Source organism: Thermostichus sp. MS-CIW-23 (assembly GCF_054059455.1).
The window spans coordinates 21272-40329 of sequence record NZ_JBSSCC010000006.1 but is presented as its reverse complement, the minus strand read 5'-3'; the positions used below and the strand labels follow the sequence as shown (position 1 = coordinate 40329).

At 58.6% G+C, this 19058-nt stretch carries 15 protein-coding genes; 7 read left to right on the top strand and 8 right to left on the bottom strand.

Features of this window, described 5'->3' with window-relative positions; genetic code table 11:
- Positions 1-52 precede the first annotated feature (52 nt).
- Entirely contained in the window at positions 53-637 is a 585-nt protein-coding gene (ribH, locus tag ACVW0B_RS03685; RefSeq protein WP_011432636.1) for a 6,7-dimethyl-8-ribityllumazine synthase, read from the top strand.
- On the opposite strand, the gene htpG is transcribed toward ribH, so the two are convergent.
- The gene (gene htpG / locus ACVW0B_RS03680) at positions 631-2490 is read right to left on the bottom strand and encodes a molecular chaperone HtpG (RefSeq protein WP_457387673.1); all 1860 of its coding nucleotides are present in this window, start codon (positions 2488-2490) and stop codon (positions 631-633) included. The genes ribH and htpG overlap by 7 nt on opposite strands.
- Positions 2491-2597: 107 nt before the next feature.
- Positions 2598-4067 carry an LCP family protein gene (locus tag ACVW0B_RS03675; RefSeq protein WP_457490976.1) on the bottom strand — a complete coding sequence of 490 codons (1470 nt, stop codon included), beginning with the start codon at positions 4065-4067 and terminating at the stop codon, positions 2598-2600.
- A 25-nt stretch (positions 4068-4092) separates the two neighbouring features.
- Here ACVW0B_RS03675 and ACVW0B_RS03670 point away from each other — a divergent pair, with 25 nt between their 5' ends.
- The 4 genes from ACVW0B_RS03670 (at position 4093) to ACVW0B_RS03655 (ending at position 9414) form a co-directional block, all read left to right on the top strand.
- Entirely contained in the window at positions 4093-4803 is a 711-nt protein-coding gene (locus ACVW0B_RS03670) for a 4'-phosphopantetheinyl transferase family protein (protein WP_457490975.1), read from the top strand.
- Positions 4804-5038: 235 nt separating this feature from the next.
- The gene (locus ACVW0B_RS03665) at positions 5039-5434 is read left to right on the top strand and encodes a plastocyanin/azurin family copper-binding protein (protein ID WP_457491004.1); all 396 of its coding nucleotides are present in this window, start codon (positions 5039-5041) and stop codon (positions 5432-5434) included.
- Between the two features lie 66 nt (positions 5435-5500).
- The gene (locus tag ACVW0B_RS03660; protein ID WP_457489782.1) at positions 5501-7993 is read left to right on the top strand and encodes an HD family phosphohydrolase; all 2493 of its coding nucleotides are present in this window, start codon (positions 5501-5503) and stop codon (positions 7991-7993) included.
- A gap of 197 nt (positions 7994-8190) precedes the next feature.
- Positions 8191-9414, top strand: coding sequence for a glycosyltransferase (locus ACVW0B_RS03655; protein WP_457490974.1), 1224 nt, complete (start codon positions 8191-8193; stop codon positions 9412-9414).
- A 111-nt stretch (positions 9415-9525) separates the two neighbouring features.
- Here ACVW0B_RS03655 and ACVW0B_RS03650 read toward each other — a convergent pair whose 3' ends face one another.
- Complete coding sequence (locus ACVW0B_RS03650) at positions 9526-11271, bottom strand: peptidoglycan D,D-transpeptidase FtsI family protein (RefSeq protein WP_457490973.1); 1746 nt, start codon at positions 11269-11271, stop codon at positions 9526-9528.
- 424 nt (positions 11272-11695) lie between these two features.
- Between ACVW0B_RS03650 and ACVW0B_RS03645 the strand changes: the two genes are divergently transcribed.
- Together ACVW0B_RS03645 and ACVW0B_RS03640 are read left to right on the top strand one after the other, a co-directional pair.
- Positions 11696-12559, top strand: coding sequence for a hypothetical protein (locus tag ACVW0B_RS03645; RefSeq protein ID WP_457490972.1), 864 nt, complete (start codon positions 11696-11698; stop codon positions 12557-12559).
- A gap of 75 nt (positions 12560-12634) precedes the next feature.
- A complete protein-coding gene (locus ACVW0B_RS03640; RefSeq protein WP_457490971.1) occupies positions 12635-14221 on the top strand; it encodes an ArnT family glycosyltransferase in 1587 nt (528 codons plus the stop codon).
- A 24-nt stretch (positions 14222-14245) separates the two neighbouring features.
- Here the strand turns inward: ACVW0B_RS03640 and ACVW0B_RS03635 are convergent, their stop codons facing one another.
- From ACVW0B_RS03635 to ACVW0B_RS03615, 5 genes are all read right to left on the bottom strand, one after another.
- A complete protein-coding gene (locus ACVW0B_RS03635; RefSeq protein ID WP_414356608.1) occupies positions 14246-15610 on the bottom strand; it encodes a gluconeogenesis factor YvcK family protein in 1365 nt (454 codons plus the stop codon).
- Complete coding sequence (gene rapZ / locus ACVW0B_RS03630; protein ID WP_457490970.1) at positions 15603-16586, bottom strand: RNase adapter RapZ; 984 nt, start codon at positions 16584-16586, stop codon at positions 15603-15605. Before rapZ ends, ACVW0B_RS03635 begins: the two co-directional genes overlap by 8 nt.
- Positions 16587-16696: 110 nt before the next feature.
- Positions 16697-17401, bottom strand: a complete 705-nt coding sequence (gene nth, locus ACVW0B_RS03625; RefSeq protein ID WP_457490969.1) for an endonuclease III — start codon at positions 17399-17401, stop codon at positions 16697-16699.
- A 6-nt stretch (positions 17402-17407) separates the two neighbouring features.
- Positions 17408-18505 carry an RIP metalloprotease RseP gene (gene rseP, locus ACVW0B_RS03620; RefSeq protein WP_457490968.1) on the bottom strand — a complete coding sequence of 366 codons (1098 nt, stop codon included), beginning with the start codon at positions 18503-18505 and terminating at the stop codon, positions 17408-17410.
- 132 nt (positions 18506-18637) lie between these two features.
- Complete coding sequence (locus ACVW0B_RS03615) at positions 18638-18880, bottom strand: NifU family protein (protein ID WP_414373537.1); 243 nt, start codon at positions 18878-18880, stop codon at positions 18638-18640.
- Positions 18881-19058: the final 178 nt, after the last annotated feature.

The following is a 19058-nucleotide window of genomic DNA, read 5'->3' as shown; positions in this document are numbered from 1 at the left end:
TTGCCGTGTCGGCCCGCTTGTTCTTCTCTTGGGTAGATCTGGAGCAGCGTAGATGGCAGTTTACGAGGGCAATTTTGTTCAGACGGAGGATCTGCGTCTGGCCATTGTCATCGGTCGGTTTAACGACCTAATCACCGGCAAATTGTTGGAAGGGTGCCAGGACGCGCTGAAGCGGCATGGTGTGGATGTCGGCCCGGAGAGCAAGCAAGTGGACTACTACTGGGTGCCCGGCAGTTTTGAGGTGCCTTTGCTGGCTCACCAACTGGCCCAATCTCGCCGTTATGATGCCATCATCTGTCTGGGGGCAGTGATTCGCGGGCAAACTCCCCACTTCGACTATGTGGCAGCGGAGGTCTCCAAGGGCATTGCGGCGGCAGGATTTCGTACCGGCGTGCCGGTCATTTTCGGGATCCTCACCGCCGATACCCTGCAGCAGGCTCTGGAGCGGGCCGGGGTCAAGAGCAACAAAGGTTGGGAATACGCCATGAGTGCCCTGGAGATGGCGACGCTGATGCGCCAAGTTGCCCCCGTGCTCCAAGGCAGCTACGGCCACAGCGGCAACGGGGCCGGATCCCGTCCGTCTCTGCCCGGTGGAGCGGAAGCCCTGCAGTCTACCCTGGACAGCGCTGCCTATTGAGGGCGGGTGAGCCGAGTCAGCACTTCGTTGGAGCGCTGCACAAAGGCCCGCACGGCTGCCGGGTCAAAGCTTTTCTGGGTGATCAAAGCCAAATCGTAGATGTGATTGCAGATGAGGTGAACCAAGTCGGGATCCCGCCCCCGATCGGCAAGAGACTGCAGGTTTTGGATGAGGGGATGGGCCGTGTTCAGAACCAGCGTGTGCTCTTCCAGAAACTCCAGCGGCTTCTGCTGGATGACGGCGTTGAGCTCCTGTAGGCGCCGCAGCGTCTCCGGCAGCAAGATCATGGCCGGAACCGACTCTGATTTAAGAGCTTCTGCTTTGATCTGCAACTTGTCTTTGCCCAGGGCTTGTCGGAAGAGATCGATCAACTTTTGGCTGCGGGTTTTTTGCGTTACCGGGTCAACAATTTCGGCGGCTTTGTCTTTATCCACCAGCGTTTCATCCAGCTCAGAATCTACCCGCTTAAATTGGATCCCTTCTTCTTTGTATTCCCGCTCCAAAAAGCTGCTGAAGTGGCTGTCGATCCAGCTATCCAGCATGATCACTTCCAGTCCTTGAGAGCGGTGGAGATCGATGTAGGCACTCTGGGCAGCCTCATCGGTGGCGTAGTAAACTCGCTTGTTTTGCTTGTCGCGGGTGCGCTCCAGGTACGCTTTCAGGGTCACATATTCGGGTTTGTCAGCACGGGATCCGGCCACTCGGAAAATGAGAATATCCTTAATCTGGGCAAAGAACTTGTCGTTGTTCATCGCCCCAAACTTCATAAAGAGGCTGATGTCGGGCCAGACCTTGACGTATTTTTCGTAATCTTCCCTGTACAGTTCATTGAGACGATCCGCCACCTTTTTGGCAACGTGATCCCCAATGCGTCTTACGGTGCGGTCATTTTGCAAGAAGCTGCGGGAGACGTTGAGAGGAATATCCGGGCTGTCGATGGCCCCCCGCAGAGGCAGGAGAAACTTGGGGATGACTTCCTCACAGTTATCTTGGACAAAGACTTGATTGCAGAACAGCTTGACTTGACCCTTGGTGGGATCAATATCTGGGCGCAACTTGGGAAAATAGAGGATCCCTTGCACGATGAAGGGATAGTCGGTGTTGATGTGCACCCAGAAATGGGGATCCTCTTGAAAGGGATAGAGGTAGCGATAAAACTCTAGGTAATCCTCATCTTTGAGTTCGGAAGGTGAGGTTCTCCACAGGGGCTTTTGCTTGTTGATCACTTCCCCGTTTAACTTGATGGGAACGGGGATGAAATCGCAGTATTTACGAACCAATTCCCGAATGCGGCTTGGCTCCAGGTATTCTTCGTTTTCGGGGGTGATGTAAAGGGTAACGGTGGTGCCGATGCTGGAGCGCTCAGAATCGGAGAGGGTAAAAGTAGTGGTGCCGTCACAAGCCCACTTTACCGGCGTGCTGCCGGGCCGATAGGAGAGGGTGTCGATCTCCACCCGCTGCGACACCATAAAAGAGGAGTAGAATCCTAGACCAAAGTGGCCAATGATTGCTTGCTCTGCGTCTTTGCCCTTGTACTTTTGAATGAACTCTTCAGCGCTGGAAAAAGCCACCTGGTTGATGTATTTTTTCACTTCCTCGGCAGTCATGCCAATGCCGTTATCGGCCACCGCTAAGGTCTTGGCCTCCTTGTTGAGGGCAATCGTAATCTCCGGCTCTGGGAGATCTGCCACTTCGCCGGCAAGGCTGGCCATCTTCAGCTTGGTGATGGCATCAGCAGCATTGGAGATCAGCTCCCGCAAGAAGATCTCTCGATCCGAGTAGAGAGACTGCTTGATGATGGGAAAGATGTTCTCGGTGTGGATGGTGATGGATCCCTGTTCCAGCACGGTCATAGGTGGCTCAGCACTCAAACAAGCTCAGTGCTAATCTACAGAGACCGAAAAGTCCCCGACAAGCAGGCTCTTTTTCGGAAATCCGCACTCGCAACCGAACCGGCTCTCTAGAGCTGAGCGGCTCCGGGCGGAGCTTGGGCTTGGCCGTTCCCATCAGTGGTGCGGAGCGCTTCATCCAAAGCAAGTTGTTGGGCCCAATCCTGGCCGATCCGAATGGTGACGTCGGAGTTGAGAACGCCGGTGGACTCTACCCGCATCTCTCCTAGGCCGACGGCGGCGCGGATCTGTTTGGCTCCTTCGCGATCCCCGCTCTGGGCGAGGATCTCCGTTTGCTGCAGCACCTGGGTGCTGTCTTCCACAGCAAAAGCATGGACGTATCCTTGCCTCACCAATTCTTGCACCATACGGCGGGCCATCCCCGGCTCTCCGGTTGCGTTTTGCACGGCTATGCGCAGGCGGTGTGGAGGAATGCGGGCTACCTCTGCCTCCAGGCCAAAGTGGGAGACGGCCACCCGTCGGATCCCGGCTGGATCCGGCAGCCAGTAGCTGGTGGAGAATTCTCCCGGCTGGCTGAAGCGGCCCGGCAACAGCACCAGGTCGATGCGATCGCCCCCAGAGGTGAGGACAAACTTGGCCAAGCTCAGAACCTCTTCCCAGGTGAGGTTGGTATCGAGGTTGGTGCGGACGACCTGCAAAATCTTTGGGATCCGCGGCCAGACGGCAGGGGAGAGCAGTTCCCGGCTCAGGGCCCGCAGCAATTCCTGTTGCCGTTGCACCCGACCGATATCCCCCAATCCCAGGTGATCGCGGCGAAAGCGGGCAAAGTGGTGGGCTTGTTCTCCATTGAGGCGTTGCCAGCCGGGCTCCAGGTGGATGAACAACTGCTGGGTGTGATCTGCGTACTGCATCGGTTCCGGCACGTAGATTTCCACGCCGCCCACCGCATCGATCAGCTCTTCCAGAGCATCGGTATTGAGGCGAATGTAGCGGTCAATCGGGATCCCACCCATCAAGTGGCTGACCACCTGGGCCGCCAGCGCCGGGCCCCCTGCCAAGTTGGCAGCATTGATCTTGGTCACGCCAAAGCCGGGCAAGCGCACACGAGTGTCGCGGGGGATGGACAAAACGGTAATCCGCCGCGCCTGGGGATCAAAGCGGGCCAAGAGAATGGTGTCGCTGCGGGTGTGGAAGCGATCTCGCTCTGTGGGCAAGGGCAGGGTGGGATCCGGGTTGTCTGTGCCGAGAATGAGGATATGCAACGAGCGATCCAGAGCCGCAGCCCGTAAGGCATCAGGACGGAAGGCTTCTTGTTCTGCAGGAGTGAGGGAAGTTGGGATCACCTGACGGGGCAACATCACGGCCAGGAGGGCACCGGCAGAACCCGCCAACACAGCCGTGAACCCCAACAACAGCCAGAGGATCCCCTGACGAATAGCCTGCTGACGAGCTGCGCGGACACGGTCAGGACGGGGGGGATAGTGGAAGGAGGGCATCAGGTCAGACCAGGTCTCGCGAGCGCGTACAGGAAAGGGTGTACTGTCTGGGTGGTGTTGCCAACCCCACCAATTCAAGGCCATGTTACCCTATCCTCAGTTTTCAGAGTTGTCTGGATCCAACTTCAGCGAGGTAGCAGTCGCCACAGGGGGATCCCTGCAGCCGTTGTCGGGAAAGTCAGAGGTGCATCTTTGGCTGCAGACAGTCCCCCCGTTGGAGAAGTTGCTCCCCCAGCTCGGCCTTCTTTCCCCTGAAGAATGTCGGCGGGCAGAGCGTTTACAACTGCCGGCAGATCGGCGCCGCTTTCTGGCCGGTCGTCTTGGGTTGCGGAGCTTGCTTAGCCGCTACAGCGGCATTCCGCCCCAGGGGATCCCCCTCGACCACAGTTCTACCGGCAAACCCTACTGGCGGGATCCACCCCTGCCGCTGCAGTTCAACCTCAGCCACTCCCACGAGCGCGTCCTGATCGGCCTGAGGTTGCAATACCGCATTGGAGTGGATCTGGAATGGGTTCGACCTGTGCCCCGCTGGCAGCGCATCGCCCAGCGCTACTTTTCGGCTGCTGAGCAGGGCCGTTTGGCCAGCTGTCCAGCTCCAGAGCGGGATGCCCTTTTCTTTCAAATGTGGACACAAAAGGAGGCGCTCCTGAAGGGAACAGGCAGGGGTCTGGCCGGCTCCAGAGCTTTGGACGGGGACTCTTGCTGGGTAACCCTACCGCTTCAGGTTGCCGGTGGCTACGCCGCTGCGGTAGCCCTTGAAATAAGGAAAGACGGAGAGGAAGCCCCAGCCGTGCGACTCTACGAGGATGTGGATGGCTAGACAGGGCAGAAGGGAATCAAAACCTCTCCGCCTAGAGATGCTATCTTGAGTTTCCAGGCTACTCGCAGAGGAGTGAGAAGGGAGGAGTGAGAAGTGAGAAGGAGAAATCTCTTCTCTTTGCTCTTTTCTCTCTCCTCGTTGCTCTTTTCTCTTTGCTCTTTCCTCTCTCCTCGTTGTTGCAATGTTAAACAGGTTCTGTCATTTCCTGGTGCTGGGAATCTGGCTATCGGCCCTCATGATTGGGATCCCTGGCCTGGCGCAGGCGCGGGATCTCTCCAGACAAACGCCGCAGGAGAAGGTGGTTGAGTTGGGCACTGCCGACAATCAGTTGGTGTTTGCGCCCAAGGAACTGTCTTTTCGCAACGGCAGCCTCTACCGTCTTTGCCTGAGCAACCCCAGCCAATTGAAACATTATTTCAGCGCCAAAGATTTTGCCGATGCCGTTTGGACCCGTAAGTTGGACGTGGCCGGCGTGGAAATTAAGGGCCAGATCCGAGAACTGGAGCTGAAGCCAGGCGCTTCGGTGGAGTGGCAATTTATTCCTCTGAAATCTGGGGTCTATTCTCTGGTTTGCACTATTCCCGGCCATGCAGAAGCAGGTATGGTGGGGCAGATTACCATCGGCGATTGAGATCCTCTTCCTGGGCTACCCGGCCAAAAGGGGATAGAAAAGAGAAAGACGCTGCCAGGCCAATCCATGAAAAACCCGCTCACGCCCAAAGCCCTTCGCGCCACCGACGCGAACGCGGAACACTGGACTCGGGGATGCCAGGCAGCCCCCCCTCGAAAGAGCAGGCTCTCCCTTTCGGAACGGGTTGCCGGCTATGCCATAGCGCTTCTCTCCCTCACTGCCGTCCACGGGATCCGCTACTACAACGAACCACAACTGACCGTCGGCAGCCGTTCTCCGCAGACGTTTCTCGCCCCTGCTGCGGCGGAGATTGAAGATGTGGAGGCTACCCAGGCCCGACAAGCTGAGGCGCGACGGCGGGTGGTTCAGGCCCTCAAAATCAACAGCACCGCCAACGACAGCATGCGGCAAAACCTGGAGGGTCTCCTGGCTGAGGTGGAAGCCATCCGACAAGAGGCAGGGCCTCTGCCCTATGTTTCTGTCCAGTTGCTGTCTCTGCCAACGCAGATCTACCTGCGCCAGCTTTCCCCGGAGGAGTGGGAACCCTTCCAGGCTCGCGCCCGACAAGAGGCCATCCGCGGAGCCACCCCATCTCCTTCAGAAGAGCCCTCTTCTGGGCGACCGGAGCAGCTTCCTCCGGAGCAGCGGGCTAAGCAAGAGCTTGTCGAGGTTTGGCAGCGGGTCTGGTTGGACGGATCGGCCACCCAGATGGCGGCGACGGATCCCTATACCCAGTTGATTGCCCAGGTGGAAGCGGCGCAGCAGCGCTATCGGGCAGCTTTGCCGGCTCTGGAGCAGCTCACCCCCCCTGTTCCGGCCACCGTTCTCAACTTGGCAGATGCGGATTGGCAGCATTTGCAAACCTTGAGCCGGCGGGTCTTGGAGCGCCTGCAGAAGATAGGGATTGTGGATGGCCTGCCCCGCGAAGTTCGCGCCGAAGGGATCCAAGCCCAACTGGACGATTTGATTTTTCCGGGCAGCGCCGCCCAACGACAGGAGCTGCAGGCCCTGGTCTATCAGTGGCTGCAGCAGGTGCTCATTCCCAACGTGGAGGTGGATCCCCAGCGCACCGAGCAGCGCATCCGCGCCGAGCTGGAAAAAGTCGAGCCGGTTCTGATCTCGGTTGCCGAGAACCAGGTGATCGTGCGAGCAGATCAGGTCATCACTCCCGAAATTTTTCTCATCTTGGATCACTTTGGGCTTACCCAGCGCGGGATCAACATCTGGGGCTTGGTGGGAGTGGCCGGAGTGATGGGCATGGGCCTGGCTGTCTTTGTGCCTCTGCAACAACGCTTGAGGCCGGGATTGCGCCGCCGGGATCGGGTGTTGATCCTCATAGTTTCCCTGACCGCTCCCCTTTTGGCGGCCTTGTTCAAGCTGGAGTTCAGCTCCCTGCCGGCAGTGGGGCTGTTGCTGGGCAGTTTTTACGGGGCAGGGCTGGGCTTGGTGGTGGTGGTAGGCCAGGCGCTGTTTTTGCCCTTGGTCTCCCCTGTCAACCTGCTCACCCTTGTACCCTTGCTCTCCGGCAGCGTGGTGGCCTCTGCCCTGGCCGGGCGTTCCCGTTCCCGCGAAGAGCTGGCCTTGTTGGGAGGAGGAGCGGCAGCGGTGCAGATGCTGGCCTACGGGGCGGTTAGCTTGGCCACCACCGGTGGCATCGACCTGTTGGCCATGGCTTTGGCAGGGGGAACCAGCTTGGGATGGAGCATTGTTGCCCTGGGAGCCAGCCCCTACCTGGAGCGCCTATTTGACTTAGCCACCCCCATTCGTCTGATCGAGTTGAGCAATCCCAATCGCACCCTGTTGCGGCGACTGGCTGCAGAGGCCCCCGGCACCTTTCAGCACACTCTGCTTGTGGCCACTTTGGCAGAACGGGCTGCCCAGAAGCTGAACCTCAACGTGGAGCTGGTGCGCACCGGCACTCTTTACCACGACATCGGCAAGATGCTGCAGGCCCGCTACTTCATCGAGAACCAGATGGGCAGCCTCAACCCCCACACCCAACTGGACGATCCCTATCGCAGTGCTCAGATTATCAAGGCCCACGTCAGCGATGGCTTGCGCCTGGCCAAGCAATATAATCTGCCTACCGCCGTCCAGGCGTTTATCCCTGAGCACCAGGGGACGATCCTGATTGCCTATTTCTACCATCAAGCCCAGATGAAAGCCGGGGGTCAGCCCGTACCCGAAGAGCCGTTCCGCTACGATGGCCCGATCCCCCAGAGCAAGGAGACGGGGGTGGTGATGATGGCCGATGCCTGTGAAGCCGCCCTGCGCAGCATGACTCTGAGCGATGGCTTCGGCCCCGATGTGGTCGAGCGGGCAAAAGCTGTTGTCCGCAAAATTGCCCAGGCCCGTTGGCAAGATGGCCAGTTGGTTGACAGTGGGCTGACGCTGGAGGATTTGGAGGTGGTGGCAGACGCTTTCGTGGAGGTCTGGCGGGAATCCAACCACGAGCGCATCCCCTACCCCAGTTTCACCCCTGCCCCCTCGCTGCCTGAGACTGCCTCTGCTCAGGCCCAGATCCCGGTGTTGATGAGCCCCTCTACGGGATCCCCTTAGCCAAGTAACCTCTCCCGTTCGCGTCAGCGAGACGGAGTCCTCAGAAGCTGGGTAGGTAGAGAAAGGTCTAGCCCTGCGGCTCATCGATCAGTACGATAGGGGATCGTTCTGTGGACCCAGTATGAACCAGGGCAGTCCTAGGATTTGCAGCCCTAGGCGGAGGATTTTTGTTTTATTGTTTTTGGATGGCCTGCTGAATGTTTCATGGAGCTCCTACTTCCTCTGCCGATCCCAAAGCTTCTGCAGCTCCTTTTCAGATTCCACCTCTGTCTCAGTCCAGCCCTGTCCAACTGTCGCTGGTCATTCCCACCTACAACGAAGCCTCCAGTATCTGCAGCCTGATCCGGCAGTTGTGTGCCCACCTAGACACGATTCTGCCTGGAAGCTATGAGTTGATTGTGGTGGATGACAATAGCCCCGATTACACTGCCAAAGTGGCCCAAGGATTGCAAAAAGAATTCCCTCAACTGCAAGTCATTTGTCGCCACCACGAACGAGGCCTGGCCACTGCCGTGCTGCGGGGATGGCAAGCTGCCCGCGGCGAGGTGTTGGGGGTTATGGATGGGGATTTGCAGCATCCGCCGGAGATTGTCCTCAAATTGTGGCTGCTCATCCAGAAGGGGGCAGATCTGGCGGTGGGCAGCCGCTATGCGGAGTCGGGGGGGGTGAGCCACTGGAGCTTGGGCCGACGCATCGTCTCCCGTGGGGCCCAATGGATCGGGTTGGCTCTGCTGCCAGGGATCTTCAGCCGTGTTTCCGATCCGTTGAGCGGACTGTTCCTGGTCAGACGCCAGTCTATTGCCGGGATCCCGCTCAACCCCAAGGGTTACAAGCTGCTGATCGAGGTGCTGGCTCGGGGCCGGGTGAGAACCATTGCCGAGGTCGGCTACATCTTTCAGGAGCGCCAAAACGGGGAGAGCAAAATCCAACTGCAAACTTGTCTCCAATATCTCCACCACCTGATGGTGCTGCGCTTTTCGCTAGGGCAGGTGGGATCCTTTTTGCGCTTCAGCACGGTCGGCCTATCCGGCACCTTGGTGGACATGGCTTTGCTCTATGTTTTGCACGATCCCACCAACTTAGGATGGGATCTCATAACCAGTAAGCTGGTTGCTTCGGAGGTGGCCATTCTCAATAACTTCCTCTGGAACGACCTGTGGACTTTTCGCCATGTGACCCGCTTGCAGCCGGGGCCCTGGAATCGCCTGCAGCGGTTGGCGAAGTTTAACGTTATCTGCTTAATTGGCTTGGTTCTCAACACTTCACTGGTGACCTTGCTGAGCGAGCGCTTGGGCATTCATTATTTGTTGGCCAACTTAATTGCCATCGGTATTGTTGTATTCTGGAACTTCTACCTCAACTCCAAGCTGAGCTGGAGGAGTGCAGAGGTTAAGTCGGACTCTGTGGGTGGCCAGTCTTGAGTATGGCTTTTTCCAGGAAGAGCCAATCCGGAGGTATGGGCATTTCGCTCATTTCCTCACTGTCTGGGCCCCCTTTGGCATCCACCTTCGCCCCTTGTTCCTATAGCTGCGCTAAGTAGAGTTGGGGCGGATCCCCTCTAGGGCGATGATCTCCTGGATCACCGAGCGAACAACGGGAGCAGCCGTCGTCGAGCCGAAGGCATCTTCCCCCTGGGGCTCGTCGATCACCGCCAAGATCACGTAATTGGGGCGAATGGCCGGGAAGTAGCCCACAAAACTGGTGATGCGCTTGCCGGGCAAATAGCCCCCCCGTGGCCCGGCTTTCTGGGCAGTGCCGGTTTTGCCAGCGATCTCATACCCCTCGATCTTGGCCGATTGCCCCGTGCCAAAGTCCACCACATCCCGCATTTGGATACGCACTGCCAGGGTGGCTTGCTCGGATAGTACCCGCACCGGCTGCGGCTGTGGGGATCCCCAAACCAGAGTATCCGTATCCTTTTCCACCAAGCCTCGCACCACATGGGGCTGTACTTTCAGTCCGCCATTGGCAATGATGCAGTGCATGGCAGCCAACTGTAGAGGAGTGAGGGCCAGCCCCTGGCCGAAAGCGACAGTGGCCCGCTCCACCGGCACCGTAACAAACTGTCGCAGCGGTTTCAAACGGCTGGCCGGCTCAAAGGGCAAATCCACGCCACTGCGCTCGTTGAACCCCAGCCGCACCAAGGCATTGTAGTACTGGCGGGGATCCAGCTTGCGCATTAGATGTACCATGCCCACATTGCTGGATTGCCGCAGGATATCCGTGACGCTCATCCAGCCATGGGCCCCTCGCTGGTGGTAGTCGTAATTTTGAATGGGCCACTGACCGATGAGAATCCGACCCTCGTCATAGACCCGTTCATCTGCTGTAAAGGCTCCAGCATCCAACCCAATGGCAATGTTGATGGGCTTGAAGGTGGATCCCGGCTCATACAAATCCGTTACGGCCCAGTTGCGAAAAAGACCGGGGTCATACTCAAAGTAGCGGTTGGGGTCATAGGTGGGCTCGCTCACCAGAGCCAAAATCTCCCCCGTGTGGGGCTGCAAGATGATCACCGTACCCCGCAGGGCTCGAAACCGCTCCAGTTGCACTTTCAGGGCAGCGCGGGCAGCTCTTTGCAGGCGCATATCTAAGGTAAGTTGCAGCACCGTCTCGCCAGATTGCAGCAGCCCTTCCGGCACCTCGGCAGCCAACAGTCGTCCGTAGCCATCGCGAGGAATAGTAACAGGCTGAACAGTACGCTCCAGCAGCTCTTGCCGGGAATATTCCACTCCCGCTTGGCCCTGATGATCCAGATCTACATAGCCTACCACCTCAGCGGCCATCTCTTTTTGGGGGTAAATGCGTTGCCGCTCGCTCACCAGCTCCAGGCCATCCAGATGCAGAGCCTGAATTTGATCTGCCACCTCCTGGGATACCCAGCGCTCCACCCGCACCGCATGATTAACCGACAGCCGCTGCGTCAGTTGCTCCACCGGACGCCGCAACAGGGGAGCAAGAGCGGTGGCAATTTCCTCTGGAGTGCGTTTGCCAAAGAGGCGGGGATGGGCCCAGAGAGTATAGACGGGGCGATCTACGGCCAGCAATTCTGCCTGCTGCTTGGCAATAGAATGACGATCCACAATTGAGCGACGAGGAATGAAAGGTCTTAGCTGGGCTCGCTGCTGGGCTTCGGCTCGCTGCTGCAATAGGGGTGCCTGTTGATGTTGCAAATAAACCAGACGTGCTCCTGTTACAAATACGGCGATGATCAAAGCCAGTCCGGTCATGCCGGCGCGAAAGTCAAGCTGGCGGGCCGTCGGGATCCGCTCCCCCAAGAGCCATCCCAGCGCTGTTCCCCACTGCCTGGAGCTTCGCGGTGAAGGGATCCAAGAACCTCTGCGTCGGCGCCGTTGAGCAAGTTGCCGGCCATTTTGCCTTGTCTCCAGAGATTTCGGCACAGGCCGCCCTACCCTAGCCCTAGGTCTGCCTTCCATTGCAATCCTCACATGAGCACCACCGCTAGTTTGGCGCTCATCCCACTGTTATGCCACCCCACAGCTTCTTCCCGGCGCCTCGTGCAGTCAGCCACTCAATTTCCGCTCCTGGTTGGAGAGAGGGGAAGTTGAATACAGCACAGCGAAAACCGGAGGACTTACTGCTTTTCATAATTTTTTAAACGCTTCGTATTCTCGGAAACAGACGACCGGCAGACTAGCAAGCCATAATCTAAAAAAATCCAGCTTTCTCGGAGTTAAGTCTATGAAATGCGTGGAGGAGAGCCACAACAAGCGCGTGTACCAAGAGAAAAAAGTTTCGTGTTTGGGCCCTTTTCTTACCTTCATGTTCCTCCCGTTCTTGGCTTTAGAGTGGTTTTCCCTGGGCGATCGCCACTTCACCTGCTTTCGAGTTGACCAGTCTGCGGTTAACTGCGAAGTGTTTTTCCAGCCGTTGCTGCCTTTGCCAAGTACGACTGAACTCTACAAGGACGTGAGAGGGGCTGGAACCAAAACCGAAATCAAAAGAGTCAAAAGAAACCCAGTTAAAGGAACAGGAACAACCCACTACAAATACTACTATGTCACGCTGAAAACTCCTGCAGGGGAACAGGTAGCCTGGTCAGCTTCCAGTGAGAGGGAGGCTCAGGAACTGGCAAGGCGCATTCAGTCTTTTGTGAACGGCATAGAGAGTCAGCTCTTAGTAGATAGCAGTAAGCCCTCAGTGGATATTATAATCTTTTCCCTCCTCTTCCTTTCGCCAGGGATTTTTACACTGATATCGGCTTTGTGGTCCTACCGCCTAACCTTTGACCGCTCCCTGTACCGAATCCAGGAGGAGTACCTCACTCCTTTTGGATCGCGAGGGCAGAAAACTTATTCCTTCCGAGATGTGCAGCAGGTCACGGTTCAGGCCAGGACAGATTCTGATGGCGATACTAGCTTTTCGGTAGAGGTGACATTGCAATCCCAGAAGCCTTTGCTATCCATCTCCAGTGGCGGTGAATCAGAGGCGCGGGCAGAGGCCGAGAAGCTGGGTCAATTTTTGGGGTGTCCGGTCATTTTTTTGCGGGAAACAAAGTCATCGGGAAAGTCATCGGGCATTTTTTTTCGGAAAACAAAGTCATAGTGCTAGAGGGACGTAGCCCCGAGAGGTATTCAAGGTAAGTTAGATCTGTCCATCTGCCCATAGGGATCCCCTCCATTGCCTAGAGCGGTTTGGCTAATCCTGGGGTTGGGCTTGTTCATGCGGGGCCTGGTGGCTGCCCTTTTGCCGCCGGGCTTTGACGAAGCCTACTACTACCTCTACACCCGCCATCTGGATTGGAGCTATTTTGACCATCCGCCGCTGGTGGCCTGGACAACGGGCTTGGGGCCTGCCTTGACCGGCCAGGTGTCGGCTTTTTCTATTCGACTGGGATCCCTGCTGCTGTATTGTGGGTCTTCCCTATTCCTCTACTACACCGGAGCGCGCCTTTTCTCTGATCGGGCAGGACTGATCAGCTTGGCGGCCATCAGCATCGCGCCGATCCTTTGGATTGGGTTTGGGGTGCTGACCCTGCCGGATAGTCCGCTGGTCTTTTTTACGGCAGCAACCCTATGGGTGGCCAGCCAGGAGTTTTTCCCGGTGCCTTTGGGGCAGGGGAAATTGGGAGTCTATGGGGCGGCTCGCTATCGGCCAGGGCCTAGGCTAGCGCTCATAGGTCTCTTGGTGGGGCTGGCCTGCTTGGGGAAGTACCACGGCTTGGCTTTGGGGTTCGGCCTGGTACTCTTTTGTCTGCTCAGCCCAGTTCATCGCTGTGCCTTGAGGTCGGGCTGGACGGTGCTGGCGGTGCTGGGTTTTGTGCTGGCCTTCAGCCCGGTGCTGATCTGGAACGCCCAGCAGGATTGGGTCTCCTTTCGCTTTCAGGCGGGGCGGGCGGTGCCGGAGGCAGGGTATCAACTGCAAGCGCTGGGGCTGACGATCCTTTCTGAAATCTTTTACCTGTTCCCCAGCTTGGGGATCCCTTTGGGGTGGGCGAGTTTGGCAGGGACGGGTCGGGTGGCCCTGCAGATTCTCCGCGGGATGCGGCTGACGGATGAAGAGCTCAAGCACCTTTTGATCCTGGCCTGTGGATTACCGCTGGTGTTGGCCTTTACCTTGATGGGAGGCTACCGGCCCATCTTGCCCACCTGGCCCATGCCGGGGTTTTGGGTGCTGACGCTGCTGCTGGGATCCTTCTGGGAACGGTGGCCGGGAGCGAAGCGAACCTTAGTGGGGACGGCGGTGATGGTCAGCTTGGTGGTGGGGGTGGGGCTGGCCCATGTGCGCTATGGCCTGCTGCAGGCTCCTGGCGGGCTGGGCCTGTGGCCCGTGGAGCAGGATCCCTCTACTCAGCTCATTGAAATTGAGCAGTTGCGGCAGCGGTTTCGGACAGATCCCCACCTGGCTCAAGCCCTTGAGGAGGCAGAGTTCGTTTTTACCAATGTCTATTTTTTGGGCGGTCAGATCGCCATGGCCCTGGCTCCGCTGACGGACAAGCCTCTGACCTGCCTGGATGCGGATTTGCGGGGCTTTGCCTTTTGGTCGCAGCCGCAGGACTGGCTGGGGCAGGATGGGCTGCTCATCACTTCCAAGCTGTTCCAGCCGAGGGCAGGGATCCCAGCCACCTATGGCGACTACTTTGCCCAAATCGAGCCTGTGGCCGAGGTTCCCCTGGTGCGGGCAGGGGCGGTGGCACAAACCTTTCAGGTGTACCTGGCTCGACAGATGGGCAAACCCTATCCCCGTCCCTATTCCCGCCTGCAATAGCAGCGGAGAATAGCCTGGGCCAACCTAGAGGGGGCGATGTCTGTCGAACCAGCGCATCAGCATTGCCGCCAGGCGTTCGGGGTTGTGGCGCACCAAGCCGGTCTCTGGATCCTCTTGCATGACGTTAGCCAAAACGGCACGGCAGCCCAGGTAAGCCAGTTTGTCGGGATCCAGCACCACAAACTCAGAACCGCTGCGGCGGTAATGCTCCAAAGCGCGCGGGGAGGGTGGCTCCCGCTGCACCAGCACGCCGTCAAATAGGCGCACTCCTGCCACCCGATCCAGAGCCATGACGTGATCCCCAACAGTATAGCCGTCGGTTTCCCCCGGCTCGGTCATGATGTTGCAGACGTAGATGTGGGGGGCCATATTTTTGGCCAGAGCTTCCACAATTTCCGGTACCAACAGGTTGGGAATGATGCTGGTGTAGAGGCTACCCGGCCCCAGCACCACAAACTCTGCCGCCTCAATAGCCTCGATGACTTCCGGTAGGGCGGGAGGGTTGGGGGGGTCACAGCCGATTCGGCAAATGCGTCCTCCGGCTTTGGCAATGTTGGACTCTCCCACCACGCGGCGGCCATCGCTCAGCTCCGCCCAAAGGGTGACATCCGCCAGGGTGGCCGGCAGCACCCGCCCCTGAATGGCCAAGACTTGCGAGGTGGCAGTGATGGCCCGAATCAAGTCGCCGCCGGTTACCGCGGTGAGGGCAGTGATGAACAAATTGCCGAAGCTGTGGCCGCTCAACCCTTCCCCCGACTGGAAGCGATATTGAAACAGCTCGGTGAGCAGCTTTTCTTCGTTGGCCAGAGCAGTGAGGCAGTTGCGGATATCGCCGGGGGGCAAAACGCCGATCTCCCGCCGCAGACGCCCTGAGGATCCCCCGTCATCGGCCACCGTGACAATGGCTGTGATGTTGGAGCTGTAGCGCTTCAGACCCCGCAGCAGGTTGGAGAGGCCGGTGCCGCCCCCCAGCACCACAATGCGGGGACCACGGCTGAGACGCCGCCGCGACAACAGCTTATCCACCAGCGCTTCATCTCCCTCGGGGATCAGCACATCCTCGATGGAGCGCATGGCGCTGCGAAACCCCAGCACCACCATCACCAGCCCGATCCCAGTCACCAGGGGGCCACTGATGTTGTTCGGGATCCAAGTGGTAATCAAGCGCAGGGTGATGTCGATCAGCCGTTTTAAGCGAAAGATGGGGGTCAACTCCGTCCAGATGGCGATGCCCAGCACCATCAGCAGCACGCCCCCAACCGCCAGGCTCAGCCAGCGTTTGACAGCCAAACCGGGAAAGAGCCATTTCCAGCCACTTCCCGACCAAGCAGCCTTGCGGCGACGAATGCCCCAAACAGGGGACTTGTTGCTGGGCAGGGGCTTAGCCATGGGAAGGTGCAGGAACGCCGGCCAAAGGGATCCTAACCTGTTGCTGCGCAACGCCAACTTCGCCGGGCACCGGGCCAAAGCGGGCTTCCAGCTCCCGCTGAGAGTCGAGCAGATGGCGATGCTGAACCTGAACATTCAGGTCGGGAAGGGCGTGGTTGCCGGCAGGGACAGTCCAAGGCTGCAGATCCTGGGCCAGGCGCTCCACCAGAGCCACCGAGCGGTGCTGGCCGCCGGTACAGCCGATGGCCAAAGTCAGGTGGGGGCGACGTTCTGCGCGATAGTGGGGCCAAAACGCTTTGATCAGGGACAAGATGTGCTGGTAGGTGGATTGTGTAATGGGATCCGCAAACAAGAACTCCTGCAGCAGGGGATCCTGCCCGGTAAGGCGGCGCAGATGGGGCTGAAAGAAGGGGTTGGGCAAAAAGCGCACATCGAACAGCAAGTTGGCATCGGGGGGAACGCCGTATTTGAAACCGAAGCTGACCAGCCTTAGGTTGAGGGGCTGGGGGATCCCTTGCACCAAAGCTTGCAATTGCTGCCGCAGTTGCTGGGCATTGAGGTCGGAGGTATCCAACCAGTGGGTGCAGCGTTCCCGCACCGGGGCCAGAGCCAGCCGCTCTTGCTCAATGGCCTCCAACAAACCGGCAGCTTCCCCGTAGGGATGGGGACGGCGGTGGGCGCTGAGACGGTTGAGCAGCACCGAGGAGCGAGCCTCCAGGAATAGGAAAGGGATCCCTTGCGATTGCACCCAAGCAGCCAGGGTGGGAACTTGATCCCGGTACTCCTGGGCGTGGAGATTCAAGCTGATGGCCAAAGCAGCGTGATGGGTCCGCATCGCCTCAACCAAGGGGATCACCTGGGCAGGCGGGATCCCTTCTAGGCTGGTGTACCCCAGTTGTTCCAACTGCTGGATGGCCAAGGTTTTCCCGGATCCCGTCAGGCCGGCAATGACCAGAACGGGGGGCGCGACTGACATGGGTTTATCCTGCATGGAGCTTATTCTAGGGCGAGAGGCGGCCAAAACAAGTGCTGCAAGGGAGGGATCCCTGCCGGCTCAGCCATACAGGGCGCCCAGAAACCATCCTCTCAGGTTGGCGAGGCTTTGGTAGCTTTTTTATCCATTTTCTCATCCGGTGCCGCCGGTCTCAGGAGGGGAGCGCTGGGGCAGAGATCCGCCAAAAAACATTGCTGGCACAGAGGCCTGCGGGCAGTGCAGATGGCCCGCCCGTGGTCGATCAGACGGATAGACCAGTTCTCCCAATCCGCCTGCGGCAACAACTGCATCAGATCCTTTTCGATGCGCACGGGATCCTCGTGCTCAGTGAGGCCGAGGCGGCGGCTGAGGCGCTTAACATGGGTATCGACGGTAACCCCGGCATGGATGCCGAAAGCATGGGCCAGCACCACATTGGCCGTCTTACGGGCCACACCGGGTAGGGTGAGCAGCTCCGGCATGGTGCGGGGCACTTGACCACCGAAATCGCTCAAGATCTTGCGGCAGGCTTCCTGAATGTGTTTGGCCTTGTTGCGATAGAAGCCGGTGGAATGGATGAGAGCCTCGATCTCCTCTCGCGGCGCTGTCGCCAGGGCCTGGGCATCCGGGAAGCGACGAAACAGCTCTGGCGTTACCTGATTCACCCGCTCATCCGTACACTGAGCGGAGAGGATGGTTGCCACCAAAAGTTGCAGCGGCGTCCGGTAGTGGAGGGCACAGGTGGAGTTGGGGTAGTGGCGCTTCAGCCGGAGCAGGATCTCCAAAGCTCGCTGGCGCAAGGCCCGTTTGCTGGCCATCTTCCCCTAGCCCGACCCGGTGACAATGGCGAGGGTGTCTTTGAAGATCAGCACCACCCCCAATCCCAGTAACAACACCAAGCCCGTCTGCATCACCCGCTCCTCCAGATGCTTGGGCAGCCGTTTGCCGCGGATCGCCTCCAGGATCAAAAAGGCAATGTGTCCCCCGTCCAAGGCGGGCAGGGGCAACAGGTTGAGAAAGGCCAGGTTAATGCTAATCAAAGCGGTGAAATTAAACAGGCTGGCGGCGTCATCGCGGGCCAGATCCGCCCCAATCTTGACGATCCCCACCGGGCCGGAGACCTGAGCAGCCGTGCTTTGGAAATTCTGCAGCAACTGCCGCAAGCCGTTCAGATTGAGCATCACCACCCGCTGGTAGGCATTTCCCGCCTCCGTGAGGATCTCAGCCACACTCTGAGGGGGACGCAAGGTCACCTCCTGGTTGGGGGCCAAGGTCACTCCAATGGCCACCGTCTCTCCCCGCACCTCTGGGATCACCGTCAATTGCAGGGGATCCCCTTCCCCACGCTGCACCTCCAGGGGAATGGGCCGGTTCTCGCTGCTGCGGATCAGCACCTGAAAATCGTTCAGAGCTGCCAAGGCCGCCGTCTCGTCGGCAATCCCCCTGTAATCGCGATCGGCTGCCTGCAACACCACATCCCCTGCCTTCAGGCCGGCCCGCTCCGCCGGGCTATCGGGCATCACCTGAGGGATGAGAATGCCGGGATGGAGGCGCGTTACCGAGGGGATCCCCACCCAGGCAAACATCAACACCAGCACCAGATAGGCGAAGATCAGGTTGGCCATCACCCCTGCACTCATCACCACCAGGCGATCCAGCACGGGGCGGTTTTTCAGCAGATCCGGGTCGTCGGGCGGGTAGGGGGAATGTTCATCCTCGTCAGGAAAGCCCACGTAGCCCCCCAGCGGCAGGGCGCGAATGGCGTACTCTGTCTCCTTGCCCTGGTATCGCCACAACACCGGGCCAAACCCCAGCGAGAAGCGGTTGACATGGATCCCTTGGAGTTTGGCTGCCGCAAAGTGCCCTGCCTCATGCACCAGGATCAGCAGGGCGAGAATGGCGATGGAGAGGAGAACAGACATGCGCTAGCTCTGAAGAAGGCACAGAAGAAAGAAGTGGGGAGCAGAGAGCCACCCGAGGCTATTTGTCAAGGCACATAATCCAACACATGATAAAGAACCCTAAAGGAATCTCACAAAAACCTACAGGGCCCCTCAGAATACCTGCTCCACCTCCAAAATATCGGGAATGCTCTCCCGCAACTTGCGCTCAATGCCCATCTTTAGAGTCATGGTCGAGCTGGGGCAGGCTCCACAGGCCCCCTGCAAGCGCAGCTTGACCACCGGGCCATCGATTTCCACCAATTCCACATTGCCCCCATCGGCCATCAAGTAAGGACGCAGCTCGTCCAGGACTTTCTCGACGTTCTCGGTATTGAGTTCCAGTGCTTGTGCCATGGTTGCTTTTAGCCTCGTTGAGATTTGGATTGTAGCGGTTTCTGATACATTCACGCTGAACTCTCCTGAACATGGTTCAGGAAAGAAGCGATCGCATCCTGCCTATCTCTGTTCGCGTCAGCGGGACGGAGTCCAAACAGGAAGGCGGTATCCCGCAAAGCCCTGAGGAATACCCCCC

Excerpts from the sequence above, each read along its gene's own strand:
- ACVW0B_RS03655 (WP_457490974.1), top strand. The coding sequence starts at position 8,191 with ATGTTTCATGGAGCTCCTACTTCCTCTGCCGATCCCAAAGCTTCTGCA.
- nth (WP_457490969.1), bottom strand. The coding sequence starts at position 17,401 with ATGGCCAGCAAACGGGCCTTGCGCCAGCGAGCTTTGGAGATCCTGCTC.
- ACVW0B_RS03645 (WP_457490972.1), top strand. The coding sequence starts at position 11,696 with ATGAAATGCGTGGAGGAGAGCCACAACAAGCGCGTGTACCAAGAGAAA.
- ACVW0B_RS03660 (WP_457489782.1), top strand. The coding sequence starts at position 5,501 with ATGAAAAACCCGCTCACGCCCAAAGCCCTTCGCGCCACCGACGCGAAC.
- ACVW0B_RS03635 (WP_414356608.1), bottom strand. The coding sequence starts at position 15,610 with ATGGCTAAGCCCCTGCCCAGCAACAAGTCCCCTGTTTGGGGCATTCGT.
- ACVW0B_RS03615 (WP_414373537.1), bottom strand. The coding sequence starts at position 18,880 with ATGGCACAAGCACTGGAACTCAATACCGAGAACGTCGAGAAAGTCCTG.
- rapZ (WP_457490970.1), bottom strand. The coding sequence starts at position 16,586 with ATGTCAGTCGCGCCCCCCGTTCTGGTCATTGCCGGCCTGACGGGATCC.
- rseP (WP_457490968.1), bottom strand. The coding sequence starts at position 18,505 with ATGTCTGTTCTCCTCTCCATCGCCATTCTCGCCCTGCTGATCCTGGTG.
- ACVW0B_RS03675 (WP_457490976.1), bottom strand. The coding sequence starts at position 4,067 with ATGGCCTTGAATTGGTGGGGTTGGCAACACCACCCAGACAGTACACCC.
- ACVW0B_RS03665 (WP_457491004.1), top strand. The coding sequence starts at position 5,039 with ATGATTGGGATCCCTGGCCTGGCGCAGGCGCGGGATCTCTCCAGACAA.
- htpG (WP_457387673.1), bottom strand. The coding sequence starts at position 2,490 with ATGACCGTGCTGGAACAGGGATCCATCACCATCCACACCGAGAACATC.
- ribH (WP_011432636.1), top strand. The coding sequence starts at position 53 with ATGGCAGTTTACGAGGGCAATTTTGTTCAGACGGAGGATCTGCGTCTG.